The following is a 25,907-nucleotide window of genomic DNA, read 5'->3' on the forward strand; positions in this document are numbered from 1 at the left end:
TTTTGAACAACTTCATATCATGACAATAGTTCACAGTGATCTCCAAAGAAACAATTCTCCCTTGGCTTGTGACAATCGCCTGAGCCTTCATAGCGTGGCATTTCTTTTTACCAGAATCATTCGCTAATTGTTTTTTTAGGACGATTGATTTTTACTTCCGTCGCATCAATCATTACCGTGTCCTCAGAACTGAGAGGAGTTCTTGAAATCGCAACACCACCTTTGAACAAGAGTTACTTCAACCCATTGGCTCCGACGGATTAAGTTGCTTTCGTGAATACCAAGATCAGCCGCAATTTCTTCATAAGTTCGATATTCTCGCACATATTGAAGTCGCCATAAGAAGGTATTCTAGGCTTAGTTTAGGTTTTCGTCCCCCTTTTGCGTGTTTACCTTGATAATCTCTTTTTAATACAGCTAACATCTCTTCAAAAGTCGTGCACTGAACACCAACCAGGAGCTTAAATCGTGCATCAGTTAGTTGTTCACTTGCTTCATAATCCATAGAACTATTATACCATATATTGTTTCGCAGGAAGTCTAATAATGTTCGAAATTGAAGCAGGTTAAAGAGACAACTAAAGGCTTGTCGCATAAAAGACTGCATGGTAGCCAAATTGTCCTGCTACTGCAGAACCTGCCATAGGACCAACGACACCTCCCAGATAAAAGAATACCTGATTAAAGGCAAAGACCCTCGAAATACCAGCTTTGGGTGTCATCTTACTGAGAAGGGCATTGACCCCAGGTATCAGCGCACCGGTTCCCAAGCCAAAGAGGAATCGATAGAGTCCTAGTTGAAGGGGACTAGAGGAATTGGCACAGAGAAGATAGATGATGACTGAATAAAACTGGGCGACAACCAAGAGACGATGATTGCCCACCTTGTCACCTAGCTTGCCCATAACTCCTGCACTCATCATGCTGGAAAAGCCCATACTGGATACAATCAAACCAGATACAAAAAGAAGATTCTCTGTCTGCCCTAAGTCGCGTACATACAGAGCTAAGATAGGACCGATTGATTGGGCTGAAAATTGGATAACAAAACTGGTCAGAAAGAGGTTGACCAAGAGATAGGGATATTTAACTGATGTAAATAATTCCTTTGTTGGGATGGCCTTTTCCTTGGCTACTGGTTGAAAATCTTCCTTGATAAAGCAAATAGTTAAAATAGCGGCTAGAAACAGAAAACTACCAACCAGTAGGAAAACTGTACGAATGCCAAATAATTCTGCGATAAAGCCACCAATAAAGGGACCAGTTAGAGTACCTGCAACTACACCTGTAGACAAAGTACCTAAGGCAGAGCCTGATTTCTCCTTGGGAACCTGACTGGCTATCAAGGCCGTTGAATTGGGAACAAAACCCGCAAATACACCATTCAGTAAACGAAGAAAGATTAGCCAATAAATATTTGGCACAAAGGTCAAGCCTCCCATAGTGATAGTCATGGCCAGACCAGCACGAATCATCATGGGTTTTCGACCGTATTTATCAGCAAGGATTCCCCAGATAGGAGAAAAGAGCGCCGCGGAAATGGCAGAGACAGAAATAGCTAAACCTGCATAAAAAGCAGCTTGCTCACTCCCAACACCTAGATTTTCCACAAAGATGGGCATAAAAGGCACAACTAAGGAAATACTGGCTCCTGTCAGAAAATTACCAAACCAGGCAATGCGCAGATTATCCTTCCAGTTAATCTCTGTCATCTTGCTTACCTCCCTCAAGCAGGGAGACCACTTGAGTAAGAAGCTGGTCCTGATTCCCATTGTTGTTTAAAACATGGCTGGCCAAATCTTTCTTTTTCTCTAAAGGCCACTGGGCTGCCAGACGAGACTCAGCTTCATCTTTGGACAAGTTGTCCCTTTTCATTAAGCGTTCTACTTGGACATCTCGGTCCACATAGACCAACCAAGTCTCATCAAACCAAGAGACGTAGTTCTGCTCAAAAAGTAAGGGGATATCCATGAAAAAAATCTCTTCTGTCTGAGCAAACTGATCTCTCAACGTAGCTAGTTCCTCACGGATAATCTTTCCTTGGATTCGCTTAGACCATTCCTGTTCTTCAGGATTTGAAAAGATGAGATTAGCTAGGAGAGGGCGATTGAGTTCTCCATTTTCTAAGATAATTTTTTGACCAAAGTGCTGGACTAGAGCTTCAAACAGACGACCACCAGGTTTCTGTAGTTGGTGGACGGCTGCGTCGGCATCCACTACTTGAAAGCCTTGCTTTCTTAGAAAATTTGTCACGGTTGACTTACCAGAGGCAATTCCCCCAGTGATTCCGATGATTTTTCTCATCAGCCCCTCCTTTGGCACTGAGGACAAAAGTGGGTTCCACGTCCGCCTAGTTGGATTTTCTCAATCACTGTCCCACAGCGTGAACACTCTTGACCAGCCTTGTCATAGACCTGATGAAAATCCTGCATGGTTCCATCTTCCCCAAAGGCATTGGTATAGGTCCGAATGGTCGAACCACCTTTTTCAACGGCCTGGCCCAAAATAGCAATGGTTTGGTCATGAATGGCTGTCGTTTCTGCTGCTGTCAAAGTCTGGGAAGGTCTTGCCGGATGAACCTGAGCTCGCCAGAGAACCTCATCCACATAGATATTGCCAAGTCCAGCTACCAAGGTCTGGTCTAGGAGATGGGATTTGATAGGCTTTTTGGACTTGGCTAGGGCATCTTGAAAGATCTGCAAGTCAAAGTCTTGTTCGCTTGGTTCAGGACCTAATTTTTTAGAAATAAAGTAGGCATCCAAAAGGTCAGGCGCCAAGAGTTCCATAGTACCAAACTTGCGAACATCCTCATAAACAAGCGTGCCACCATCTTCAAACTGAAAGAAAACATGGGCATGCTTGCGTTCAGGAACCTGGTACGGATAGTAAAAATACTTGCCCTCCATCCGCAGATGGGAAATCAAGACCTTGTCTGTTAGGTAAAACAGCAAATATTTTCCACGACGTCCCATTGACTCAACAACTTGGCCAGGCACTTCCTTTCGAAACTCGTCCAAATCTGTCTTAATCATCTTGGGATAGCGAATTTCTATACTCGAAATCTTCTTTCCCAGAATCAATTTTTCTAAACCACGACGAACGGTTTCAACCTCAGGTAATTCAGGCATACGTCCTCCTTCTGTAAAAACAAGAAGCAGGCATGAGCCCACCTCTACTTAGTATTCTTTTTCATTATAGCCAAAGTCAGCCAAATCTAGCTTTTTATCGCGCCAGTTTTTCTTGACCTTGACCCAGGTTTCTAGGAAGACCTTGTCTCCTAGCATAAGTTCGATATCACGACGGGCCATACTACCGATTTTCTTAAGCATAGCGCCACCTTTACCGATGATAATCCCTTTTTGGCTATCGCGCTCGACCATGATGGTTGCACGGATGTGAACCTTGTCTGTCTCTTCGTCTCGTTTCATACAGTCAACAACTACTGCTACAGAATGCGGAATCTCTTCACGAGTTAGGTGCAAGACTTTCTCGCGAACCATTTCTGAAACTAAGAAACGTTCTGGATGATCTGTGATTTGATCAGACGGGAAATATTGGAAACCTTCATCCAGATTTTCACTCAAAATATCCACTAGACGAGACACATTATTTCCCTGAAGGGCTGAGATTGGAACAATTTCCTTAAAGTCTATTTGATTACGGAAGTCATCAATCTGAGACAAGAGCTGGTCTGGATGGACCTTATCGATTTTATTCACCACCAAAATCACAGGAACCTTGGTAGCCTTGAGACGCTCGATAATCATATCGTCCCCCTTACCACGCGCTTCATCAGCAGGCACCATGAAAAGAACGGTGTCCACTTCGCGAAGGGTGCTGTAGGCAGACTCAACCATGAAATCTCCGAGAGCTGTTTTAGGCTTGTGAATCCCTGGTGTGTCGATAAAGACAATTTGCTCCTTATCAGTCGTGTAAATTCCCATGATTTTATTGCGCGTTGTCTGCGCCTTGTCACTCATGATGGCAATCTTTTGCCCCATAACGTGATTTAAAAAGGTTGACTTCCCAACATTGGGACGTCCTAAAATGGCTACAAAGCCTGATTTAAAAGTCATAATTTCCTCTTACTGTTTAAAATAATAAATCCCAGATTCGTGGGAGAAAAATCAATGCGCCTGTTAAGGCTGCGAAAAGAGAAACCACTAATACCGCGCCAGCCGCCATATCCTTGGCATTTTTAGCCAGCATGGAAAAGTGATAGTGACTGGCCAAATCCACCACATTTTCAATAGCAGAGTTGATAATCTCAAAGGCTACTACCAAGAAAATGCTCAATAGGAGAAAGAGCCATTCGATTCGTGACACCTGAAAAACAAAACCTGCAAGGATGACCACTAGAGCCGTCACTGCGTGTTTTCGCATATTGCATTCTTCCTTGATAGCAGTAAAAATACCTGTCAAAGCAAATTCTAAACTGGATATCAAGTCACGATTTTTCCATTTTCGTTTATTGTCTTGTGAGTCCATAGGCTGTCAAAATTTCTTCTTGTAAACCGAACATCTCCGCTTCTTCTTCCGGAGTGTAGTGATCATAGCCGTTAATATGTAAAAAGCCGTGTACTGCCAAGAAGCCCATCTCACGCTCAAAGCTGTGACCATATTCTTCGGCCTGCTCATGAGCCTTATCGATAGAGATGAACAATTCCCCAATATAGGCATCAAACTCAGACATCATCTCTGCCAATTCTGGATTTTCAAGCAAATCCTCTTCGTCAAAGGCAATTTCCAATTCTGGTTTATACTCAAGGCTGATGACATCTGTCGGACGGTCGGTGTCACGGTACTCCAGATTAAGTTCATGACTACGCTCATTGGTCACAAAAGTGACTGCCATCTCCTTGTCTTCTTTTCCTAATTTTTGGGCTGCAAATTCCAAAATTTCTTGGGTTTGTTGCAACATTTCTTTTGAAACTTGACCAGTTTCATCTACCATTTCAATATACATGTGCTTCTCGTTTCTCTTTACTTGGCTTTATTATACCACATTTCCATGATTTTATTCTACCTTTTTGATATAATACTATGGAATACAATCACAAGGAGAGAACGATGTCATTTGACGGATTTTTTTTACACCACATAGTTGAGGAATTGCGAAGCGAATTAGTGAATGGTCGCATCCAGAAAATCAATCAGCCTTTTGAACAAGAGTTGGTCTTGCAAATCCGCAGCAATCGCCAAAGCCATCGCCTGCTCCTTTCTGCCCATCCAGTTTTTGGACGCATTCAGCTGACCCAAACGACTTTTGAAAATCCAGCCCAACCTTCTACCTTTATCATGATTTTGAGAAAGTATTTGCAGGGGGCCCTGATTGAGTCGATTGAGCAAGTGGAAAATGACCGTATTGTGGAAATTACAGTTTCCAATAAAAACGAGATTGGAGACCATATCCAGGCTACCTTGATTATCGAAATTATGGGGAAACACAGTAATATTCTACTGGTCGATAAAAGCAGTCATAAAATCCTCGAAGTTATCAAACACGTTGGCTTTTCACAAAATAGCTACCGTACCTTGCTTCCTGGGTCGACCTACATCGCTCCGCCAAGTACGGAATCTCTCAATCCTTTTACAATCAAGGACGAGAAACTCTTTGAAATCCTGCAAACACAGGAAACGACAGCTAAAAATCTTCAAAGCCTCTTTCAAGGTCTGGGACGCGATACGGCAAATAAATTGGAAAGCATACTGGTTAGTGAAAAACTTTCCACTTTCCGAAACTTTTTCCATCAAGAAACCAAACCATGCTTGACTGAGACTTCTTTCAGTCCAGTTCCTTTTGAAAATCAAGTGGGAGAGCCTTTTTCCAGTCTTTCTGATTTGTTGGACACCTACTATAAGGACAAGGCTGAGCGAGACCGTGTCAAACAGCAAGCCAGTGAACTCATTCGCCGTGTTGAAAACGAACTGCAGAAAAATCGACATAAGCTGAAAAAACAGGAAAAAGAGTTACTGGCGACAGACAATGCTGAAGAATTTCGCCAAAAAGGAGAATTGCTGACAACCTTCCTCCACCAAGTGCCTAACGACCAAGACCAGGTTATCCTAGACAACTACTACACTAATCAACCTATCACCATTGCGCTTGATAAGGCCTTGACTCCCAACCAGAATGCCCAACGCTATTTTAAACGGTACCAGAAACTCAAAGAAGCTGTCAAATACTTGACTGATCTGATTGAGGAAACCAAGGCAACCATTCTCTATCTGGAAAGTGTCGAAACTGTCCTCAACCAAGCTGGACTGGAAGAAATCGCTGAAATCCGTGAAGAATTGATTCAAACCGGCTTTATCCGTAGAAGACAGAGAGAAAAAATCCAGAAACGTAAAAAACCAGAACAATATCTAGCAAGCGATGGCAAAACCATCATCTATGTTGGCCGCAATAACCTGCAAAATGAGGAACTAACCTTTAAAATGGCCCGCAAGGAGGAACTTTGGTTCCATGCCAAGGACATTCCTGGAAGCCATGTTGTCATCTCAGGCAATCTTGACCCATCTGATGAAGTCAAGACAGACGCAGCAGAACTTGCAGCCTACTTCTCTCAAGGTCGCCTGTCAAATCTGGTCCAGGTAGATATGATTGAAGTCAAGAAACTCAATAAACCAACTGGCGGAAAACCCGGCTTTGTCACTTACACAGGACAAAAGACCCTCCGTGTCACACCAGATCCAGAAAAAATCGCATCCATGAAAAAATCCTGATTTTATTTGAAATCAGGATTTTTAACTTATACTCAAATCATATCCAATTATAGGACTAATCTTTGCCACCTAATTTCTCATTGATTTTCATCATCACACTAGCAATTTTTTCGCCCCAATAAGGGTCTGAGGCATATTCCACATTCATACCAGATGCCTTGTTTCCAAGGAAAGTTCTGCCCCTATCGATATAATTTTCCTTAATCCACTTGGTTGCTCCTAAAATACCTTTATCCACATCGTCAAATGTCTTGGCAGAAAGGTAAGGGGTCGTATCATAGGCTGTAATTCCAAAGAAATTATTCTTATCTTTGGCAATCTTACTTCGTCCCCAATCACTTTCTAAAGCACTATGGGCAAGGAGATAGAGGGCATTGATATGGTAATGTTCTTCGGCTTCCTTAAAGGTAGCTCCCTTATTTTCCAAGAGGCTATTGTTAATGTTTAGCAAACTAAATACCTTATCCAAATCCTCAGCACTATAGTTTGTAGCCTCTGTCAAGTCTTTGAAAAGGAAAGGATTTTCAAGCTTAAAACCATCAAAATGCAGGCCATCTGCCGAATAATATTTCTTGCCTACTTCCATATCAGAAAGATGAGAAGCTACTGGGATACTAGCATTCTGAGCCACATAGTGATAAAAACGGTGGCCATCACTCTCATAATAAGGGATAAAGTCCTTACTAGCATCTAGCGCTTGTAAATCTTCTGTTTTCATATAGCCTGACAAACCAGAAATAGTAATAGCCAGGCGCTTGTCATCACTTTTTCTATCCTTATCTAGCCAAACAACACTAGCTTGCGATATATAGGAGAGCTTTTCACCATCTGCATTATAGATATTTGCTGTGACTGGTACTACTTGATAATAAGCAGCATTTTCATTTGTAGCTTTTTCTCCACGCCATTTACCATCGCTTCCAAGCTGATAACCATCTACTGTCTCATTTTTCGCCATGTAGCCACCGGATTTGAAGTAGTACCAGGCTTGACTTTTAGAATCGTAGACCCATTCTTTTTTAGCCATTTTGCCATCAGACTTGAGGTAAAACCATGACTCCTTATCCCAAATCCATTCATTGGCTGCCATGTAGCCACCGGATTTGAAGTAGTACCAAGCTTGACTATGAGAATCGTAGACCCATTCTTTTTCAGCTATTTTCCCATCAGATTTGAGATAAAACCAAGATTCCTTATCCCAAATCCATTCATTGGCTGCCATGTAGCCACCGGATTTGAAGTAGTACCAAGCTTGACTATGAGAATCGTAGACCCATTCTTTTTCAGCTATTTTCCCATCAGACTTGAGGTAAAACCAAGATTTCTTATCCCAAATCCATTCATTTGCTGCCATATAGCCACCAGATTTGAAATAATAATAGTGACCATTTTCGAAAATCCATTCTTTGTCAGCATGATTTCCATTTTCTTTGATGTAAAACCAAGATTGGTATTGTTTGTCAAAAAGCCAACCTTGCTGCACTTTGGCACCACTGGCATTCACATAAGCCTGCTCAATCCACTGACTTGTTAGCAAATAACCACCAGATTTGAAATAATAGTCCTTGCCCTTAATTTGAAGCCATTCTTTCTCTGCGTGTTGTCCATCTGATTTGATATAAAACCAAGCATCGTATTGAGAATCAAATACCCAGTCTTCTATTACTTTGGCACCTGTTGCACCGACATAGGAAGCTCCTAGCCAAGCATTTCTTTTCATCTTTCCATTTTGGTCAAGATAATAGAAGGCTCCCTTGTCTTCTATCCATTCTGATTTGGCCATATAGCCACCAGATTTGAGGTAAAAATAGTCGTCACCTTGCTTTAGCCATTCATTTTCAACATAGTTGGCATCTTCTTTTATATAGAACCAAGATTGATAGTGAGCATCAAAAATCCACTCATTCGCTGCTTGACTGCCGTCTGCTTTCAGATACTGTTTTCCTTGCCAAGTACCATCACTAGCCATTGCACCCTCTGGACTAGCTAAGAAAAATAGCAGAGCTAAAAAAATAAATCTTACTTTTTTCATTAACCTTCTTCCTCTGTTCTTATTTATTTTATTGTACCAAAATTCTCCTAAATTCATATTACAAACTAATAAAAAATCAAGAACAGATTGATTGCAGTTTACCTCAGAGACTCTTTTACTTCCTTGCGAAGATTTTCTAGACTGCTGATACTATATTTATCCATAACCTTTGGTAAATTTTCGATGATGTCAGGGCAGGCATAAGGATTGGTAAAGTTAGCTGTTCCAACTCCAATAGCAGATGCCCCAGCCAGATACATTTCTAGGGCAGCTTCAGCCGAATCCACTCCCCCCATTCCAATGATAGGCAGGTCTGTTGTTTGGGCTACTTGGCGGATGAGTTTGAAGGCTACTGGAAAGACTGCTGGACCTGACATTCCACCTGTTCCATTGGCCAAGATTGGTTTTCTGGTTTTGAGGTCAAAGCGCATTCCAACCAGAGTATTGATCATGGTCAAGCCACTTGCTCCCGCATCTTCTGCAGCTTTTGCGACAGTAACGATATCGGTCACACTCGGGGTTAATTTGACATAAACTGGCACTTCTGAGGCTTCCACAGCTGCTTTCACCACATCATAAGCCAAATCTGGATCTTGACCAATCAAAAGTCCATGATTACAGTGGTCAACATTGGGACAAGAAATATTGAGCTCGATAGCTTTTACATTAGTTGCCTTGGAAATCCCATGAGAAACAGCTGCATACTCTTGTTTTGAAAAACCAGCTACATTGGCAATAATAGGAAGATTTGGATATTCTCTTTCCAGCCAAGGTAGCTTTTCAGCCAAAACAACCTCTAAACCAGGATTTTGCAAGCCAATTGCATTGAGCATACCAGCAGGCGTCTCTGCCACTCTTGGAGTTGGATTCCCAAAACGTGGTTCAAGGGTTGTCGCCTTGATCATAATAGAACCTAAAAGGTCTAAATCATAGTACTTGGCATACTCTTGTCCAAAGCCAAAACAGCCTGATGCTGGAATAATCGGATTTTTCAAATCCAAACCAGGTAGAGACACTTGTAATCGATTTGTAGTCATAATTTTCTCCTTATAATACAACTGTTCCTGTGCGGAAAACAGGACCATCTTCACAGACGCGTTGGCTGACCGTCTCGCTTTCTGGTACTTTTAGAACACAGGCATAGCAAGCTCCCATCCCACAAGCCATACGAGATTCCAGAGATAAATAGGCTCTTGGGTGATCATCAAAGGTTTGATTGATATACTTCATCATTCCTGGAGCCCCACACGAGTAAACAGCATCAAACTGACTATCTAAATCATTGATAACAACGGAAACATTTCCCTTGATGCCATAAGAACCATCATCTGTCGTTACAAAGACCTGACCATACTGAGCCAATTCCGTTTTCAAAATAACAGCATCCTTATTAGCAAAACCGAGGACTGTCACTACTTTCACTCCACGTTCATGCAATTCCTTGGCCACCTCAAGCAAGGGTGGAACACCAATCCCACCACCAACAAGGAGAACCTGATTCTGCTCATCAAGGTCAGACAAGTCAAAACCATTTCCCTGAGGCCCCATCACATCAAGAGTGTCTCCCTGACTTAAGGTTGAAAAAATTGCAGTCCCAGCTCCCTCAATCCGGTAAATGAGATGACACTGCTTCTTAACCTTATCGATAGACGAAATTGAAATAGGACGACGCAAAAGATGGGCATCATCAGGCACACGCAGATGTAGAAATTGTCCTGCTCGCATGACTTCAACCATTTCTCCTTCTAAGACTAGTTCAAAGATTGCTGGCGCGATTTCCTCCTGTGCAACCACCTTCATGGTTTCCAAACGAATGGCACCCAAACGTTTCTTACATGTGGGATTCATGACTTTTCCTCCTTAAATTTTAAGGGGACCAGACAAAGAAAAGACCTTGCTAGTGCAAGGCCTCAGTTAAAATTGTACAACAGAAGAGAGCAAACTCAAAAGTCTCCTCTAGAAAATTGTACTATTCTTTTATCTGACACCTTGTGAGTCTCTCTGGACTCCCCTTAAAGGTTAAATTTTTATTAGTATACTCTTTCAGCTAAAAAAAGTCAAGTAGAAAAGGAACATTCTACTTGACCTCATGAGATTATTTTTCACGAATGACTTCGACCTTGTAGCCATCAGGGTCTTTGACAAAGTAATAGTTTGGTGTAGTTCCTGGTAGGCCATTTGGCTCAGTCACTTCATAGCCTTTTGCACTGTGCTCTTGATGAAGAACCTCAAGATCAGGTGTACTTAGGGCGATATGAGCAAAGCCATCTCCAACCACATAAGGGCCGTGATCGTAGTTATAAGTCAATTCCAACTCATAGTCATCACCCTCAAGACCTAGATAGACAATCGTGAAGGCATGATCTGGAAAATCTCTGCGACGCAATTCTTTAAAACCAAAAGCATCTTGATAGAATGCAATTGATTTTTCAAGATTTTCTACTCGCAAGCAAGTATGTAGCATTTTTGAAGCCATATTTTTCTCCTTTATTTTTAAAAAGACTGGACAATCCTCTTCCAGTCTCATCAGTTGTTATTTACCAAGTTTTGCTTTAGCTGCATCTGCAAGAGCTGTGAAAGCTGCTGCATCGTTAACAGCCAAGTCAGCAAGCATTTTACGGTTAACTTCGATCTCAGCCAATTTCAAACCATGCATCAATTGTGAGTATGAAAGTCCGTTCATACGAGCTGCCGCGTTGATACGAGTGATCCACAATTTGCGGAAGTCACGTTTTTTCTGACGACGATCACGGTATGCATAGTAGTAAGAGTTCATTACTTGTTCTTTTGCAGTACGGAACAAGATGTGTTTAGCTCCATAGTAACCTTTTGCTAATTTAAGAATACGTTTACGACGTTTGCGTGATACAACGCCACCTTTAACACGTGCCATGTTTTATTTCCTCCAAATATTTCCTAGAATTATTTACTTACAGTCAAGCTATTATTTCAAGCGAGTAAGCATTGCTTTGATACGTTTGTAATCTCCTGAATGCACCATAGATGCTTTACGAAGATGACGACGTTGTTTCTTAGTTTTTCCGTGGAAACGGTGAGAAGTGTAAGCACGGAAACGTTTAAGTCCACCAGAACCTGTACGTTTGAAACGTTTAGCTGATGCGCGGTGTGTTTTTTGTTTTGGCATGATTTTTTCTCCTTTATTTAACTTTCTGACAATTATTTTTTGTCAGTCGCTGGCGCCAATTGCATGAACATTTGACGTCCATCCATTTTAGCACGTTGTTCGATGATGGCAATATCTTGAGTTGCTTCAGCAAACTCGGCTAAAACTTTTGCACCAATCTCTTTATGGGTAATCATACGACCCTTAAAGCGAATAGATACCTTAACTTTATTTCCTTTTTCAAGGAATTTGCGTGCATTGCGAAGTTTTGTATCAAAGTCACCCTTGTCAATCGTTGGACTTAGACGAACTTCTTTCACAGTAACAACGCTTTGTTTTTTACGTTGTTCTTTTTGCTTCTTCTGGTACTCAAATTTGAACTTACCGTAGTCCATAATTTTTGCAACAGGCGGTTTGGCTTGGGGTTGAATCAATACTAGGTCAACATTAGCGTTATCAGCCAAAGCTTGCGCTTCACTGAGTGGCTTGATGCCTAGCTGTTCTCCCTCAAGACCAATCAAGCGAACTTCACGTACACGAATCTCATCATTGATGAATAAGTCTTGCTTTGCTATGGTTTTCACCTCTTTTGTTTTATTAGAGAAAAACAATAGCGGACTCGTAAATATACAAGCCCGCACGTTATGATAGCGTTTCTTCGAAACTTTTCATCCGTAGGGCCAGGCAACTTAATGTCACAAGGCGAGAAGCTCTCACTTCTGCTTTTCTCAACTTTTATATGATACCAAGTTTTCTAGCTCTTGTCAAGATAAAAAGTTATTTTTTGAAAAGTTTGTGTTTGTATTTTGGTTTGGTTTTCGAATCAAAAAGAGAGAATCAAGTTGATTCCCTCTCTATGTTAGTTTTTACTTATTTTCCCTACCTATAGGAAAGCTAGAATCTATTAAAAACTTCCCTTTTACGTGAATTTCCCCATCTTTCGATAAATAAAATCCCCACTAACAAAAGGATAATCAAGTAAGGAAGTAAAACTAGCCCCATGCTCCAATTTAGATTGACATTATCAATCTGCTTAGGTAATCTTCCAGATAAAATCTCCACTGAACGCAAGTAAGTAAAGGGAATCAGATGTGCAATCCTTTGAAGAGGCTGAATGGTTTGGATGCCAAACAATAAGCCAACAATCCCAATGAGTGAAAGAAAAAGGACAGGCATTTTTTGCTTGAAAAAGTAAGCAATCAAATACACGACTTCCACAATGACGATAAAGGCTAAGAAAGCTAAGAACAAGCCAGGAAATAACACATCTTGTATCTTTCCAATAGTTACCTCTTGATTCGCTAAGCTATAAATTGGGTAGGGATAATCTAACTGTCCAAAACCACTTATCAGACTTCCCGCTAGAAAAGAAAATCCACAGATTCCGATAAACAGCACAGTTACATAGCCCACTCCAACTCCAAGAGAGGATAAAGCAAATGTCACTTTTGAAAAAGGATATAACTGAGCTGTGTCCAGATGATTTTGATATCTTTCTGCAAATAGTTGCGTTAGCATAAAAATAATAGCAACCACAAACAAGCTTGGGATGATAGCCTCTAAAATCCAGACAATCTGGTCAATCCCGTGGGTCGGAAACTCCAAAGTATGTGCTTTTATGTTCAAGGGATACAGGGCTTGGTAAATCTTTCGTTGGCGGTCAACCGCCATTTTAAAGTCAGAGCTAGCAGTCGGTTCATTTGACATAACTTCATAATTCTTCTCTTCATCTTGCCACTGCAAATAATAGGCTTCTTTCCATCGTCCTTCTTTTAGTAAATTCAAAATTTCTTTCTTTTGCGTTAAAAAATTTTTTTGCAAGTCTAAATTACTTTTAACACTCTGGTATTCCTCCGAGCTGGTGTCAGACATTTGGGAAAGCTTCACTTCATTTTCATTGATGATTCTCTCATATTTTACAACACTGGTTTCCAACTCGCTCTCCAAGCTGTGTGAGTTTGCAGTCTGACTATTTAAATAAAAGGTAACACCGAGTACAGATGCAAATAAAAGTAAGATAATCCAGTTTAAACGACTTTTGAAAACTTTTTTCAATAAAAATAGACTAACATCTTTCATAAACTAAACCTCTTCTATCTGCCCCTGATGAATGGTTACTACTCTATCGCAGACATCAACCAACTCTTCCTTATAGTGGGAACTTAAAAGAACCAGCTGCTCTTGTCTATCGATTTGTGCCAGCCTATCAAAAAACTTCTGTCGATAATACTCATCTAAGCCATTTGTAATTTCATCCATAAGCCAGCATTTGGCCTGACTGAGGAAATACATGGCAATCACCAAGCGTTGCTTCATGCCTAGGGAATACTTGCGAATGGGAAGGCTGATATAGTCAGACATTTCCCAGTAGGCGATTTCATCCCTCAAGTTCAGGTCTGACTTCCAGATGCTTTTTATAAGGCGAAGATAGTCCATCCCACTTAAGTTTCCATCCAGCCATTCAACACTCTCATAATAAAATAAAGAAGGAGAGACTGCGATATTTCCACTACTTATGGGGATTAAGTTGCTAATGGCGCGGAACAGGGTCGTCTTTCCAGAGCCATTGATAGCGAGAACACCATAAACCCTGCCTTTATTAAAGGTGAAATCCGCATCTTGCAAGATGACTTGTCGCGTTTTTAAGGTCACATGAGTAAGCTGTAACATATCCAGTCCTCCTTTTTCTCACTCTTTAAGGATCAATAGCCTCCTTTGTAATGGTTTACTACCTCATAACGATCGTAGTTCCAGCCTCCGCCAACTTTATACTCAGAATAGCTATAATAAGAAGACCATTCCGGAATGACAATATATCCATATCTGTGGTAATTCATACTATACCTATAGTAGGTATTCCAATCATAGCGATAACTTTTAAGAACGGTCTTAGCAGATACACTGGACTGAAGAAGACCAATAGATTATAAACTAACTAATTAAACGATTTTTGCTAATTTTTAATGATTTTATATCATCAATATCGAAGACGCTTTCATTATATCGTTTTTATCATTATTATGCAACAGATTTTTAGTTTATTTTACTACTAGACTTCCTGCAAAACTAGAATCCTAGTTCATGATTGATAATGCCAGCAATCGAATTCATTCGTAATCCGAAGCGTTTACGATGATTTCGATAGGTTGTTGAAAACATTTTAAACGTTTTTACTGTGGCAAAAATATTCTCAACCTTGCTGCTCTCCTTAGATAGTGCATGGTTACAGGCTTTGTCTTCAAGAGTTAATGGCTTAAGTTTACTTGATTTCCTCGGAGTTTGTGCTTGAGGATATATCTTCATGAGTCCTTGATAAGCACTGTCAGCCAAGATTTTACCAGCTTGTCCGATATTTCTGCGACTCATTTTGAACAACTTCATATCGTGACAATAGTTCACAGTGATCTCCAAAAAACAATTCTCCCTTGACTTGTGACAATCGCTTGAACCTTCATAGCGCGGCATTTCTTTTTACCAGAATCATTCGCTAATTGTTTTTTAAGGCGATGGATTTTTACTTCCGTCGCATCAATCATTACCGTGTCCTCAGAACTGAGAGGAGTTCTTGAAATCGTAAAACCACTTTGAACAAGAGTTACTTCAACCCATTGACTCCGATGGGTTAAGTTGCTTTCGTGAATACCAAAATCAGCCGCAATTTGTTCATAAGTGCGGTATTCTCGCACATATTGAAGAGTGGCCATAAGAAGGTCTTCTAGGCTTAATTTGAGTTTTCGTCCCCCTTTTGCGTGTTTACCTTGATAAGCTGTTTTTAATACAGCTAACATCTCTTCAAAAGTCGTGCGCTGAACACCAACCAGGAGCTTAAATCGTGCATCAGTTAGTTGTTTACTTGCTTCATAATTCATAGAACTATTCTACCATATATTGTTTCGCAGGAAGTCTAATCAAACAGGATATCCTGTTGAAACGGAACTAGCGAGTCTAACAATCATCTCTGATAAATCAGTCGATGGCGAAATCTGAACGACTCGACTCTTTGGAGAAAGACATGCTTCTATCCTCTGGCAAGTCGAAAGTTTTGAGGGCATCGAAGCCATCCTCATCGATAAAGAAGGTCACCTAAGCTGTTCTTCAGGAATTCCTACTCTATAGAGACAACTGTTTCAATGGAGTTTTAAAATTGTATTATGTAAAAAGAGAAAGGAAATCTCATGTTATAGTCATTTAGTTTTAAAAAAGAAAGAATACATATTATGAATTTGGATCATCAAGACTACGACCATGTAATCCTTTTTCACGTTGTACCTGACGTAGTTTTTCTGGTGTAACATCATTACCTTCTTCGTCCACAATTTTGATTCCCTCAATGTGGTGACGAACAGAGCGACGATAACCTTCAATGTACTCCTCACGTAGTTTAGCTTGTTCCACTTTTTCTTCTGATGTCAAGCCTTCTGCTTTTTTCTTTTTGGCAAGCTCATTGATACGATCAATTTTTTTAGGATCCATGTTTCTCTCCTTTATGATAAGATTTAATCCGTTTAACAGATTTTATTTGGTATTGATTTGGTTAAAACGTGCAAGTTTAGCTGCTTTCTTGGTTAATTGAGACAAGATTGCCAAACGATTTTGACGGACTGCTTCATTTTCAGCCATAACCATGGTATTCTCAAAGAATGCATCAATGACTGGGCTAAGAGCAAAGAGCTGTTTCAATTGCTGACTGGCAGTCCCTGACAAAACGAGTGATTCTACTGCTTCTGCCAAGGTTTTCTCTTCTTCATTCTCAAAGAGAGCTGAATCAACTGTGGCTACTCCTTCTGCCTTCTCAGTCAAGTTAAAGGCACGAGAGAGTGATTCAACGGATGGTTTGAAGTCTTCTTCCTTGCTTGCTTCTACGAGAGCACTTGCTGCTTCCAACATATCTGCCACAACAAAGTTTGATCCTGCAAGAACGGCTTCCTTAATGTCTTTTGGAGTAGAACCCATCATCTTATCAACACGAGCCTTGATAAAGTTCATAACCTCTGTCTTATTTTCATAAGTCAAGCTGTCAAATGTTAAAGCATAAAGGCTATCAATCAGCTCGTCCATAGCAATGTGCCAACCAAAGGCATCCAATATACGAACTACACCTTGCGTCGCACGACGAAGGGCATAAGGGTCATTAGAACCTGATGGAATCAAACCTACTGAGAAGAAACTCAAAATCGTATCCAATTTATCTGCAATAGCAAGCACTGCACCAACCTTGCTCTCTGGAAGTTCTCCTTCAGCTGATGTAGGCATGTAGTGTTCACGAATAGCAGTTGCCACTGCTGGAGTTTCACCAGCAAGAAGGGCATATTTCTCACCCATAATTCCTTGGAGCTCGTCAAATTCACCAACCATACCTGTCAACAAGTCAAACTTGTAAATTGCTGCTGCACGGGCTAGGTCAACTGTTTCATCCGCTGACAAGCCTGCTTTTTCTGCCAAGAGAATAGCAATCTGACCCGTACGAATCATGTGTTCACGAAGGGAACCAATCTTCTCATGGAAGGTCACATTGTTTAATTTTTCAACAAGATCTGAAATGACCAATTTTTGATCTTCACGCCAGAAGAATTCACCATCTTCTAAGCGAGCGACCAAGACTTTTTCATTTCCTTTGATAACATTTTCCAAATGCTCTGCATTTCCATTACGAACAGAAATGAAGTTTGGCAATAGTTTACCGTCTTGATCACGGACAACAAAGTAACGTTGGTGTTCCTTCATTGAAGTCACCAAAACTTCTTCTGGAACTTCAAGATATTTAGCATCAAAACTTCCCATAAAGGCAGTTGGGTATTCAACCAAGTTCAAGACTTCATTCAGCAAATCAGCGTCAATCTCTATACCTACACCACGCTCAGCTTCGATTGTCTTGATTTGGTCAACAATCATTTGCTCACGTTCACGTGGATCTGCAATTACATACTGTGCACGAAGGTCTTCTTCATAGCTCAATGCTGACTGAATCTTAGTTTCTTGTCCCAAGAAACGATGGCCACGGCTCACACGCCCTCCCTTGATATCAAGGAAATCCAAATCAAACTCTTCTTCATCTAAAAGAACAGTTAAAGTGTGAACAGGGCGGATGTATTCAAAGGTGTTGTTAGCCCAGTGCATGCTGACAGGGAAAGTCAAGGACTTCAAGACATCTACAACACCAGGAACAATGGCTTCAACTGCTTGACCAATTTCTTCCTTGGTAACATAGACATATTCTTCACCCTTGATTTCACGGAATTCGATATCTTCAACAGTCAAGCCTTTCCCACGGACAAATCCTTGAGCTGCTTTGGTGAAGTTTCCATCACTATCCAATGCAATTTTCTTTGCTGGCCCCTTAAAATCTTCTGTCAAATCAGACTGTTTGTCTGCAAGACCAGTTAAACGAACAGCCAAACGACGTGGTGTTGAGAAGGTCTGAATAGCTTCAAAAGACAAGCGGTTTTCCTTGAGAAAGGCTGCCATTTTTTCGCCTAGTTGTTTTTCACTTGGTGTGACAACATAGGCTGGTAATTCTTCAAGACCGAGTTCTACTAATAAGTTTTTTGTCATGTTTTTTCTCCGAAAAATATCTTTTTATTTTCCAGTTTGCCTTATGTGATTGGTACGCAAGCAACCAACTTCGTTGTTTCATTGCTAAAATTGGAGCCAAAAGTCTCCAATTTTGCCTAGTATCCTTAGTTTCACTAAGGATACCTTCATCACTGCTGCAACTGGTTCAGGGCTCACACTGTTCGCCCATTTTCGTAATTTGTCACTTTCTTTATTCCGCGTCTTCTGCTAAGAGTTTAACTCGTGTTGCTTCATCTAAAAGTGGGTAACCTAGGCGTTTGCGTTCTGCGACAAAGGTTTTGGCTACAACTCGGGCCAAGTTACGGATACGAGCGATATAGCCTGCGCGCTCTGTTACAGATACGGCACCACGCGCATCAAGCAGGTTAAAGGTGTGTGAACATTTGAGAACATAGTCATAGGCAGGGTGAACCAAGCCTTCTTCCAAGGCACGACCAGCCTCTTTTTCAAACTTATCAAAGTTTTCCAGCAACATTTCTTGATCCGAAATTTCAAATGAATATTTTGAATGCTCGTACTCAGGCTGGATAAAGATTTCTCCGTATTTTACACCATCGGCCCACTCAATATCATAGACAGAATCTACTTCTTGGATGTAAGAAGCCAAGCGTTCCAAACCATAGGTAACTTCCGCAGTCACAGGGCCAGTTGCCAATCCACCGACTTGTTGGAAATAAGTGAACTGAGTGATTTCCATCCCATCAAGCCAAACTTCCCAACCAAGACCAGCTGAACCAGTAGATGGATTTTCCCAGTTGTCCTCAACAAAACGGATATCGTGCTCCAAAGGATTGATTCCCAATTTTTCCAAAGACTCAAGGTAAAGTTCTTGGATGTTTGATGGAGATGGCTTCATGACCACCTGGAATTGGTGGTGTTGGTAAAGACGGTTAGGGTTTTCCCCGTAACGACCGTCAGCAGGACGACGTGATGGCTCTACATAAGCCGCATTCCATGGCTCAGGTCCGATAGCACGAAGGAAAGTGTAAGGACTCATCGTTCCCGCACCTTTTTCATTATCATAAGTCTGCATGAGCATACAACCTTGGTCATTCCAAAATTGTTGCAAAGTCAAAATAATTTCTTGAAATGTTAATTTCTTAGACATTGAATACTCCTTAATAAAAAATAATTTCTTGCGACACGAGTCTGCCTCGTCGATTATACGAGGCAAGACGAGTTAGTACTGCGTCTAGCTCAGGCACTCTAGTGCTGAGCGTAGGGCAGTCCGACTGTAAGGAGGTTTCTGCCACTGACGCAGTGAAATGTTAATTTCTTAGACATTGTTTACTCCTTTTTATATAAATTACTTGCGACACGAGTCTGCCTCGTCGATCATACGAGGCAAGACGAGTTAGTACTGCGTCTAGCTCAGGCACTCTAGTGCTGAGTGTGGGGTAGCCCGACTGTAAGGAGGTCTCTGCCACTGACGCAGTAAAATGTTAATTTCTTAGACATTGTTTACTCCTTTAGTTTTTATATTTCTTTTTCAATTAATTTCTGTTGAACAAACCAATTTAACAAGGGAAGAGTTTTATCTGTATTTGCCCATAAATGATAAGAATCGAAGACCGCTTGTACACTACCTAGATTTTCTACCAACTTATCTATTGTCAAAAAACTACGCCAGTATTCGTAAAAAATACTTGCATAGTTCTTATCATAGGTCGAAGAACCAAAATCATTCAATGAATGCCAACCATACTTCTTCTGAAAAAGTTCTACAAGAGATTGATTACAAATTTTTTCCGCTTGAAATTCCTCTTCTGTCAAGAAATACTTGCGACTAATATATTCAACCATTCCCTCTTCGAACCAGATATAAGAGTCGTAACCATCAAAATCATCTAAAAAATACTCCGACCAATGAGCTAACTCATGTCCTACAATCTGTAAGAGGAAATTTTCAGATAAAGAATGATAGTGACTTTCTATTGCTTGAGTTTGCTGAGAACACTCGTAGTCCATCAACTGATACAAATACAACTCTTTCCAAACAGCTAAATCAGGCGTCACAACCATTCGTCTATTATTTGTATAGGCTGGAACAGCGCTTTCCCTAATAATCTGTGTAGCAGCATTAAAACTTGACCAAATAACGGCTTGCGGTAAATCACAAACTGCAAGTTCATTCTTTAAAAAAGATTGATAATCTTTCAACTTTTCAGTATTTCTTACTACAAAATCACGAAATGCAGCTAGTTGACTATCGTCCTTTACAAGATAAAGGTTTTCCACGTCTCTCCTTTCTTTCACACAATAGACTGAATAAGCAAAAGAACCGCGTCCGACAATCCTAGGTTGACTTAACCTAGGGGCGTCAGAAACGCGGTTCCACCCTAATTTATTACTTCATTGTTTTTGAAAATTCTACAGAAAGCGCCAGCTCTTTATCTTGTCCTACTTGGCTCCCACTATCCCAAGCTCGCTTGAAGAACGCCATAAGACTTTCTTTCCTGTTGACTATTATATCAAAAATTAGAACAATGTACAATTCTTTTTATGATTTTCTAAAAATCCACATCATCAACTCGTGGAGCACCAGACTGAACAGCTATCATTTTTAAGGTTTCTCGTTCCTCTTGACTCAGTTCAATTCCAAAGCAATCAAGATTAGCCTGAATACGAGAGGCTGTGACAGATTTTGGAAGTGGTAAAAATCTTTCTGCCAAGCTCCAGGCCAAGGCTATCTGAGCAACAGACTTTCCATGATTTGCTGCGATTTCTTGCACTTCCTTGCTATCAAATAGTTCTCCCTGACCAAAAGGTCCCCAAGCTTCCAATAAAATTCCTTTTTCTCGACAGTAATCTACGACATCCTCTTGATAGACACCTGGCGCCAAGCGAACTTGATTGACCGCTGGAAGAATTTTTGCTGTTGCAAGCAAGGCATCCAAATGATGGGGAAGGAAATTACTAACCCCGATAGCACGGATTTTGCCTTCTTGATAAAGCTCCTCCATCGCTCTCCAGACTTCTGAATTTCGGATTTTCCATTGGTCATTTTCTCTGAGCGGTTTTGGATTTGGCCAATGAATCAAATACAAATCCAAATATTCCAAGCCCAGCTTCTCTAAAGACTCTTCAAAAGCCTGACGAGCTTGCTCATAGTTGTGATTTCTATTCCAGAGTTTGCTGGTTACAAAAATTTCCTCCCTCGGAATACCACTATCTTGAATGGCACGACCAACGCTTTCTTCATTTTTATAAATAGCTGCCGTATCGATATGGCGATAGCCTGCCTTTAAAGCCTCTAGTACAGCTTGATAGGCAATCTCTCCATTTTCAGCTTTCCAGGTACCAAATCCCAGAACTGGAATTTCTACTCCATTATTTAATTGATAAGTATTCATATACTCCTCCTTCTCTCTTATTCATCAATTATAGCATAAAATATTTTTTACTAATTAGTACTATCTTCTCTTCTGTAAAAAATAAGTCTATCACATATCTGACAGACCCATTTTTGTTGCTTATTCATCACGACTATAATACAGCTCATGAGCTTTTAGGCGAGTATTGAGCATCTCTGGTATGGTCACAAAGGTGTACCCTTGATTTTTCAAATACTCAATGACCCTTGGCAAGGCATTGACTGTCGGACTGTGAATATCATGCATCAGAACGATAGAGCCGTTAGCTACTTGATGCTGAATTTCCGTCAAAATAGCTGTTTCATTTTTACTCTTCCAGTCCAGACTATCCACATCCCACATGATAAAGCTCAAATCGAGGCTATTGCGAATGTCGTCTGTAATGGCTCCATAAGGCGGGCGCATGAGTTTTGAACTAGAACCCAGTACTTTAGTTAGCACATCCTCAGTATCAGTAATCTGCTTTTTAGCTTCATCAAGAGAAAGTTGCGAGAGAATCGGATGGCTCCAACTATGGTTTCCAACAACATGACCTTCGGATTTTATCCTTTTCACCAAGTCCTCATTCCCAGAAACGTTTTTCCCAAGTACAAAGAAAGTGGCTTTAACACCATATTTAGCTAGAGTCTCTAATGCCTGCGGAGTCGTTGCTGGATTTGGACCATCATCAAAGGTTAGAGCGACAACTTTTTGATGTTTCTTATCAAAGTAAGACTGGTACAAGGCTGCGTCTTTTTCAAGTAAGTACGAAGATTGGATAACATCAAAGAAAGCAGATACTGGCAAGGCTATCTCTTCTAAATTTTCAACCACAGGACTTGGATAAAGGATGATCTGACTATCCTTGTAATCAAAATTCCATGCAGACAAGTCTTGGTCGGAGAAACCTTTAACAATCTGATCACTCTGGTCTTGCTCCAATTTCTTATCCTGTAAGAAGGAAGTCAATTCTTTTATCAGCTGTTCCTTGGCCTTACTAGCATCTGAAAACAGTTGGTCAAGTGTAAAAGGTTGCCCATCTTCTGTTAAGTGAACCTTTCCTAGGCTGGTCTTTTCAGTCTCTTCAACCTTAAAATCAACTAAATCATAGATTTGTTTCGTCGCATTACGATTGACGACTCCCTTTAAACCTGACTCTTCTTGCTCTGTATAGTAGAAAACAAGATTGTCCTTACTTTCTAGCTTGTCCTTAATATCTTGATTTATCAGCTCCTTAACAGACGAAATCACTTGCTCCCCTTGGAGAGGATAATAGGTAATCACTTCGGTTTGTCCCTTACGAAAATGCTCCTTCTGATTTCCCTCACTCAATTGATCGTCTTTCTCTTTTTTGAGCGATTCAATCTTTTGCTCAAAGCTTTTTTGCTGATACATTTTAAAAACAATAAATCCGCCTAATAGGCAAATAGAAATTGCTAAAATACCAATCAAAGCCAATAATATATGTCTCTTTTTCCCGTGTCTGCCACGTCCCAGTCTACTTTTATTCATATTTATATCATAACAAATTTAAGCAATAATTTCAATGATACAGTTTGGCAATCCACAATTCCTCTAGCAAGCCAAAGCATCTCACATCAACTAGATCAGCCCTATCTATAGGAACCATCTAGTTTTCTATCTATGGAATTTCTAGTAGATTGAAGCTAGAATAGACACCGTCACTTCTAAAAACATTCTGAGAAATTGATTTATTTTTCCCAGTCGATTTATCCTCAAACATCCCTATACCTCTGATATTTTCTTGATAATACTATATACCCAGACACTTGTAGTTTTACCTTCAGCTAGTAATGTTGACTTTTCTTCTTCAGATAATTTTTTCCGTAAGTAGTCAATCTGCTGAGAAGTAATGTTCTCTTTCCCCATTGCCTTGACAGATTGTATCACCATTGCAGTTAAGGTTGACATATTTGAAATATCTCCATTATTTCTATGCTTAAATTCTATTCTTGCCTTACCAACATTAAAACTGGCATATCTTCCATCTGATATATAGATCCATTTTGCTGGTACCTGCGTAGATAGACCAAGTAAATTAAGGGCTGTGTTTCCCGATGGAGCAATGGTCCAATTATATTTTCTAGCAATAGCATCAGCAACTTCATCCACAGAGGCCATTGCATACTCTCCAATCAGTTCTATATATTTTGGTTTATAATAAATACCTTTCAAAATGCGAGTAACCTTTTTGTCTTTTACAAGACGATTTAATGTACTACGAACAGTTTCATATCCTACAATTTCAAAGAAATCATTTGCTATAAAAACTTGATTCGATTCAAAATTTTCTATCCTGTTTACTATTTCCTGCTTATCGTTCATCTATCGCACCTCCTTTGCACCGAATATGATGCTATTTTGGGTGCGAGAGTCATTTTATCAAGAGGGAACAGACCTCTTACAATTTCTTATGTAACATCTCTATCTATTTTATCCCATTTCTTATTTCAGTAATCGCTTGATTATAAAAATCAGGATAGTCAGCCGTATTTATTTCTTTTATATTGTAAAATGAAATAAGAATAGGACGATTCGATCAGGACAGTCAAATCGATTTCTAACAATGTTTTAGAAGTAGAGGCGCACTATTCTAGTTTCAATCTACTATAATAGAAATTACTTTGACTTTCCTGACTGATTTGTTTAGTTCTTATTTCATTCAGATATGCTATGCATTAACCAATAGCGGATACCTACGGAGAACTTGCCACTCAGATGTAGGACCTGCCCATCATACAAAAAAACAGACTTCATCCCACAAAGAGATAAAATCTGTTACTATTTTCTACACGATATTTCCTAATTTTTAATCCAGCAGTTGGTCTACTTGGCTGATGACTCGCTCGGTAAAGGGCTTGTTGCCAAAAAACTCCAACCACGGCTTGCGAACCTCGTCTTTGCTGGTTTCTCTGTATTTTTTAGGTCTTATTTATGATGCTCTTTCAATAGTTCTTCAAACTCAGCCACAGTCATGCCTAATTGCTCACTCGCAACCTCAGGTGTTAGAAGACCTTGACGAACTAGATTTGCTAAACTTACTTTTAATCCCTGTTCGATGCCTTCAGCTCGTCCACGTTCAATTCCCTGTTCAATGCCCTCAGCTCGCCCACGTTCAAGACCGCGCTCCAGTCCTTGTTCAATCCCTTCCGCCCTAGCAGTTTCTAAGGCATAGTCCTGTGCTAACATGGCTTGTTCTTCTCGCCTGCGTTGTTCACTAAACATTTTCTTATCCTCCTCGGACCAACTCTTGTAGTCCAGCAGTTGATCTGCTTGGCTGATGGCTCGCTCGGGCTGCTGGGTAAAGGGTTTATTCCCGAAAAACTCTAACCATGGTTTACGAACCTTGTCTTTGCTGGTTTCTCTGTATTTTTTTAGTTCCAAGAAAGCCATCTTAACCAGATGGTTTTCCTGACCGTTATTTGTGATGGTTAAGACCTCACCTGTCGTGTCCTCTCGCATGCTAAAACTGTGGAAAGCCAAATCATCTTGAAAATAATTACTATCCACAATTGCAATAGCGTATACTGGTGCGATGTGTTTGTAGCTCTGGTGAGTATTGCCTTCTTGCTGGCGAATTTTTTCAAGATTTTGATTGACCTGACTGCACAGGTAAGCCCATAAACGATTGATGAAAAAATTCTGATGATGGACTTGGATTTCAATGATTACTTGAGTGCCATTATCCAACTCCGCCAAGACGTCTATACTGGTATAGAAATCCTGCGCCGAGTAGGGCAGGGAAGGCAAGACGTGAATGTTACTTCCCTCCAAAATCGTCACATTTTTTGCTGGCAAGTCCAGCATATCGCGAATAAATTGACAAGTGATTTCTGGATTGCTAAAAATTTTCTTAGCAACCAAGTCGTTGGTCGGGCTAATGCCCGGATGTCTTAGAATCATCCTTCTCCTCCTTCTATTATAGCACATTTTTTAATCTAATTTGCTAGATTTGATGCTTCTATCTATTTATTCGTAAAAGAAAGCTTTTCTTCAGAAGAAAGCTAATCGCTTATTTGAAATTTTTCCCCTCTGTTGGATAGTCCCGTCTATCTATGTTATAATCCCGACTTTATCA

General features: G+C 40.4%; 25 protein-coding genes, 3 pseudogenes and 1 other annotated feature. Of the genes and pseudogenes, 2 read left to right on the plus strand and 26 right to left on the minus strand.

All coding sequences use genetic code 11. From position 1 onward, the window contains the following. The 7 genes and pseudogenes from HT688_RS04475 to ybeY form a co-directional block, all read right to left on the minus strand. Positions 1-505, minus strand: a pseudogene (locus HT688_RS04475) (transposase family protein); the annotation flags it as partial. A gap of 36 nt (positions 506-541) precedes the next feature. After that, positions 542-1,712, minus strand: a pseudogene (gene pmrA, locus HT688_RS04480) (multidrug efflux MFS transporter PmrA); the annotation flags it as partial. Next, a complete protein-coding gene (gene coaE / locus HT688_RS04485; protein ID WP_050971507.1) occupies positions 1,699-2,304 on the minus strand; it encodes a dephospho-CoA kinase in 606 nt (201 codons plus the stop codon). The gene coaE and the pseudogene pmrA, both read right to left, overlap by 14 nt. Then, a complete protein-coding gene (mutM, locus tag HT688_RS04490) occupies positions 2,304-3,128 on the minus strand; it encodes a DNA-formamidopyrimidine glycosylase (protein WP_050223299.1) in 825 nt (274 codons plus the stop codon). Before mutM ends, coaE begins: the two co-directional genes overlap by 1 nt. A 48-nt stretch (positions 3,129-3,176) precedes the next feature. Continuing rightward, positions 3,177-4,076 (minus strand): GTPase Era, encoded by a 900-nt coding sequence (gene era / locus HT688_RS04495; protein WP_000143269.1) that lies wholly within the window; start codon positions 4,074-4,076, stop codon positions 3,177-3,179. 16 nt (positions 4,077-4,092) lie between these two features. Further along, entirely contained in the window at positions 4,093-4,488 is a 396-nt protein-coding gene (locus tag HT688_RS04500) for a diacylglycerol kinase family protein (RefSeq protein WP_023939135.1), read from the minus strand. After that, complete coding sequence (gene ybeY / locus HT688_RS04505; protein ID WP_000275156.1) at positions 4,469-4,966, minus strand: rRNA maturation RNase YbeY; 498 nt, start codon at positions 4,964-4,966, stop codon at positions 4,469-4,471. Before ybeY ends, HT688_RS04500 begins: the two co-directional genes overlap by 20 nt. A 104-nt stretch (positions 4,967-5,070) precedes the next feature. Between ybeY and pavA the strand changes: the two genes are divergently transcribed. Beyond that, the gene (gene pavA, locus HT688_RS04510; protein ID WP_050223298.1) at positions 5,071-6,726 is read left to right on the plus strand and encodes an Rqc2 family fibronectin-binding protein PavA; all 1,656 of its coding nucleotides are present in this window, start codon (positions 5,071-5,073) and stop codon (positions 6,724-6,726) included. Between the two features lie 55 nt (positions 6,727-6,781). On the opposite strand, the gene HT688_RS04515 is transcribed toward pavA, so the two are convergent. From HT688_RS04515 to HT688_RS04565, 11 genes are all read right to left on the minus strand, one after another. Then, positions 6,782-8,815: a glucosaminidase domain-containing protein gene (locus HT688_RS04515; RefSeq protein ID WP_079230772.1), complete on the minus strand. Its 2,034-nt coding sequence runs from the start codon at positions 8,813-8,815 to the stop codon at positions 6,782-6,784. A 41-nt stretch (positions 8,816-8,856) separates the two neighbouring features. Next, entirely contained in the window at positions 8,857-9,843 is a 987-nt protein-coding gene (locus tag HT688_RS04520; protein WP_166736489.1) for a dihydroorotate dehydrogenase, read from the minus strand. After that, the gene (locus tag HT688_RS04525) at positions 9,806-10,606 is read right to left on the minus strand and encodes a dihydroorotate dehydrogenase electron transfer subunit (protein ID WP_023936428.1); all 801 of its coding nucleotides are present in this window, start codon (positions 10,604-10,606) and stop codon (positions 9,806-9,808) included. Before HT688_RS04525 ends, HT688_RS04520 begins: the two co-directional genes overlap by 38 nt. A gap of 247 nt (positions 10,607-10,853) precedes the next feature. Then, the gene (gene gloA, locus HT688_RS04530; protein WP_000157159.1) at positions 10,854-11,234 is read right to left on the minus strand and encodes a lactoylglutathione lyase; all 381 of its coding nucleotides are present in this window, start codon (positions 11,232-11,234) and stop codon (positions 10,854-10,856) included. 57 nt (positions 11,235-11,291) lie between these two features. Then, positions 11,292-11,651 (minus strand): 50S ribosomal protein L20, encoded by a 360-nt coding sequence (rplT, locus tag HT688_RS04535; RefSeq protein WP_000124834.1) that lies wholly within the window; start codon positions 11,649-11,651, stop codon positions 11,292-11,294. A gap of 51 nt (positions 11,652-11,702) precedes the next feature. Beyond that, complete coding sequence (rpmI, locus tag HT688_RS04540; RefSeq protein WP_001125943.1) at positions 11,703-11,903, minus strand: 50S ribosomal protein L35; 201 nt, start codon at positions 11,901-11,903, stop codon at positions 11,703-11,705. Between the two features lie 32 nt (positions 11,904-11,935). After that, complete coding sequence (gene infC / locus HT688_RS04545; RefSeq protein WP_000848180.1) at positions 11,936-12,466, minus strand: translation initiation factor IF-3; 531 nt, start codon at positions 12,464-12,466, stop codon at positions 11,936-11,938. A gap of 15 nt (positions 12,467-12,481) precedes the next feature. Further along, positions 12,482-12,613: a sequence feature (ribosomal protein L20 leader region), on the minus strand. A gap of 163 nt (positions 12,614-12,776) precedes the next feature. Then, positions 12,777-13,961, minus strand: coding sequence for a hypothetical protein (locus HT688_RS04550; protein WP_050223296.1), 1,185 nt, complete (start codon positions 13,959-13,961; stop codon positions 12,777-12,779). Positions 13,962-13,964: 3 nt separating this feature from the next. Continuing rightward, on the minus strand, positions 13,965-14,552 hold the full coding sequence (locus HT688_RS04555) for an ABC transporter ATP-binding protein (RefSeq protein ID WP_023936431.1): 588 nt from the start codon (positions 14,550-14,552) through the stop codon (positions 13,965-13,967). 32 nt (positions 14,553-14,584) lie between these two features. Continuing rightward, on the minus strand, positions 14,585-14,803 hold the full coding sequence (locus tag HT688_RS11705) for a hypothetical protein (RefSeq protein WP_033605204.1): 219 nt from the start codon (positions 14,801-14,803) through the stop codon (positions 14,585-14,587). A gap of 145 nt (positions 14,804-14,948) precedes the next feature. Then, a protein-coding gene (locus HT688_RS04565) for an IS5 family transposase (protein WP_138702807.1) occupies positions 14,949-15,751 on the minus strand; the annotation gives its coding sequence in 2 pieces (ribosomal slippage) (positions 14,949-15,295 and positions 15,295-15,751; 804 coding nt in all). Between the two features lie 37 nt (positions 15,752-15,788). Between HT688_RS04565 and HT688_RS04570 the strand changes: the two are divergent. Next, a pseudogene (locus HT688_RS04570) lies at positions 15,789-15,998 on the plus strand (FAD:protein FMN transferase); the annotation flags it as partial. A gap of 99 nt (positions 15,999-16,097) precedes the next feature. Here HT688_RS04570 and HT688_RS04575 read toward each other — a convergent pair. The 8 genes from HT688_RS04575 to HT688_RS04610 form a co-directional block, all read right to left on the minus strand. Continuing rightward, a complete protein-coding gene (locus HT688_RS04575) occupies positions 16,098-16,355 on the minus strand; it encodes a DUF896 family protein (protein ID WP_000371298.1) in 258 nt (85 codons plus the stop codon). A 42-nt stretch (positions 16,356-16,397) separates the two neighbouring features. Continuing rightward, positions 16,398-18,434 (minus strand): glycine--tRNA ligase subunit beta, encoded by a 2,037-nt coding sequence (gene glyS, locus HT688_RS04580; RefSeq protein ID WP_000164732.1) that lies wholly within the window; start codon positions 18,432-18,434, stop codon positions 16,398-16,400. Positions 18,435-18,645: 211 nt separating this feature from the next. Beyond that, positions 18,646-19,563, minus strand: coding sequence for a glycine--tRNA ligase subunit alpha (gene glyQ, locus HT688_RS04585; RefSeq protein ID WP_172923591.1), 918 nt, complete (start codon positions 19,561-19,563; stop codon positions 18,646-18,648). Between the two features lie 368 nt (positions 19,564-19,931). Then, the gene (locus HT688_RS04590; RefSeq protein ID WP_050223293.1) at positions 19,932-20,693 is read right to left on the minus strand and encodes an elongation factor Tu; all 762 of its coding nucleotides are present in this window, start codon (positions 20,691-20,693) and stop codon (positions 19,932-19,934) included. 272 nt (positions 20,694-20,965) lie between these two features. After that, on the minus strand, positions 20,966-21,808 hold the full coding sequence (locus HT688_RS04595; RefSeq protein WP_050223292.1) for an aldo/keto reductase: 843 nt from the start codon (positions 21,806-21,808) through the stop codon (positions 20,966-20,968). 120 nt (positions 21,809-21,928) lie between these two features. Beyond that, positions 21,929-23,320 (minus strand): peptidoglycan-N-acetylglucosamine deacetylase PgdA, encoded by a 1,392-nt coding sequence (gene pgdA / locus HT688_RS04600; RefSeq protein WP_044814436.1) that lies wholly within the window; start codon positions 23,318-23,320, stop codon positions 21,929-21,931. A 234-nt stretch (positions 23,321-23,554) separates the two neighbouring features. Then, entirely contained in the window at positions 23,555-24,154 is a 600-nt protein-coding gene (locus HT688_RS04605; protein ID WP_000998387.1) for a DUF6088 family protein, read from the minus strand. Positions 24,155-24,757: 603 nt separating this feature from the next. Beyond that, positions 24,758-25,732 (minus strand): Rpn family recombination-promoting nuclease/putative transposase, encoded by a 975-nt coding sequence (locus HT688_RS04610; protein WP_000603335.1) that lies wholly within the window; start codon positions 25,730-25,732, stop codon positions 24,758-24,760. Between the last annotated feature and the right edge of the window lie 175 nt (positions 25,733-25,907).

The sequence above is a fragment of the Streptococcus sp. 1559 genome, from assembly GCF_013276735.1.
In the GTDB taxonomy this organism is placed as follows: Bacteria; Bacillota; Bacilli; order Lactobacillales; family Streptococcaceae; genus Streptococcus; species Streptococcus pseudopneumoniae.

Bases quoted from the DNA above. Each gene is read 5' to 3' on its own strand.
- pavA (WP_050223298.1), top strand. From the start codon at position 5,071: ATGTCATTTGACGGATTTTTTTTACACCACATAGTTGAGGAATTGCGA.
- ybeY (WP_000275156.1), bottom strand. From the start codon at position 4,966: ATGTATATTGAAATGGTAGATGAAACTGGTCAAGTTTCAAAAGAAATG.
- HT688_RS04500 (WP_023939135.1), bottom strand. From the start codon at position 4,488: ATGGACTCACAAGACAATAAACGAAAATGGAAAAATCGTGACTTGATA.
- HT688_RS04515 (WP_079230772.1), bottom strand. From the start codon at position 8,815: ATGAATTTAGGAGAATTTTGGTACAATAAAATAAATAAGAACAGAGGA.
- HT688_RS04555 (WP_023936431.1), bottom strand. From the start codon at position 14,552: ATGTTACAGCTTACTCATGTGACCTTAAAAACGCGACAAGTCATCTTG.
- era (WP_000143269.1), bottom strand. From the start codon at position 4,076: ATGACTTTTAAATCAGGCTTTGTAGCCATTTTAGGACGTCCCAATGTT.
- HT688_RS04520 (WP_166736489.1), bottom strand. From the start codon at position 9,843: ATGGTCCTGTTTTCCGCACAGGAACAGTTGTATTATAAGGAGAAAATT.
- rpmI (WP_001125943.1), bottom strand. From the start codon at position 11,903: ATGCCAAAACAAAAAACACACCGCGCATCAGCTAAACGTTTCAAACGT.
- HT688_RS04605 (WP_000998387.1), bottom strand. From the start codon at position 24,154: ATGAACGATAAGCAGGAAATAGTAAACAGGATAGAAAATTTTGAATCG.
- coaE (WP_050971507.1), bottom strand. From the start codon at position 2,304: ATGAGAAAAATCATCGGAATCACTGGGGGAATTGCCTCTGGTAAGTCA.
- HT688_RS04610 (WP_000603335.1), bottom strand. From the start codon at position 25,732: ATGATTCTAAGACATCCGGGCATTAGCCCGACCAACGACTTGGTTGCT.
- glyS (WP_000164732.1), bottom strand. From the start codon at position 18,434: ATGACAAAAAACTTATTAGTAGAACTCGGTCTTGAAGAATTACCAGCC.
- rplT (WP_000124834.1), bottom strand. From the start codon at position 11,651: ATGGCACGTGTTAAAGGTGGCGTTGTATCACGCAAACGTCGTAAACGT.
- HT688_RS04550 (WP_050223296.1), bottom strand. From the start codon at position 13,961: ATGAAAGATGTTAGTCTATTTTTATTGAAAAAAGTTTTCAAAAGTCGT.
- pgdA (WP_044814436.1), bottom strand. From the start codon at position 23,320: ATGAATAAAAGTAGACTGGGACGTGGCAGACACGGGAAAAAGAGACAT.
- HT688_RS04595 (WP_050223292.1), bottom strand. From the start codon at position 21,808: ATGAATACTTATCAATTAAATAATGGAGTAGAAATTCCAGTTCTGGGA.
- glyQ (WP_172923591.1), bottom strand. From the start codon at position 19,563: ATGTCTAAGAAATTAACATTTCAAGAAATTATTTTGACTTTGCAACAA.
- gloA (WP_000157159.1), bottom strand. From the start codon at position 11,234: ATGGCTTCAAAAATGCTACATACTTGCTTGCGAGTAGAAAATCTTGAA.
- HT688_RS04575 (WP_000371298.1), bottom strand. From the start codon at position 16,355: ATGGATCCTAAAAAAATTGATCGTATCAATGAGCTTGCCAAAAAGAAA.
- mutM (WP_050223299.1), bottom strand. From the start codon at position 3,128: ATGCCTGAATTACCTGAGGTTGAAACCGTTCGTCGTGGTTTAGAAAAA.
- HT688_RS04525 (WP_023936428.1), bottom strand. From the start codon at position 10,606: ATGAATCCCACATGTAAGAAACGTTTGGGTGCCATTCGTTTGGAAACC.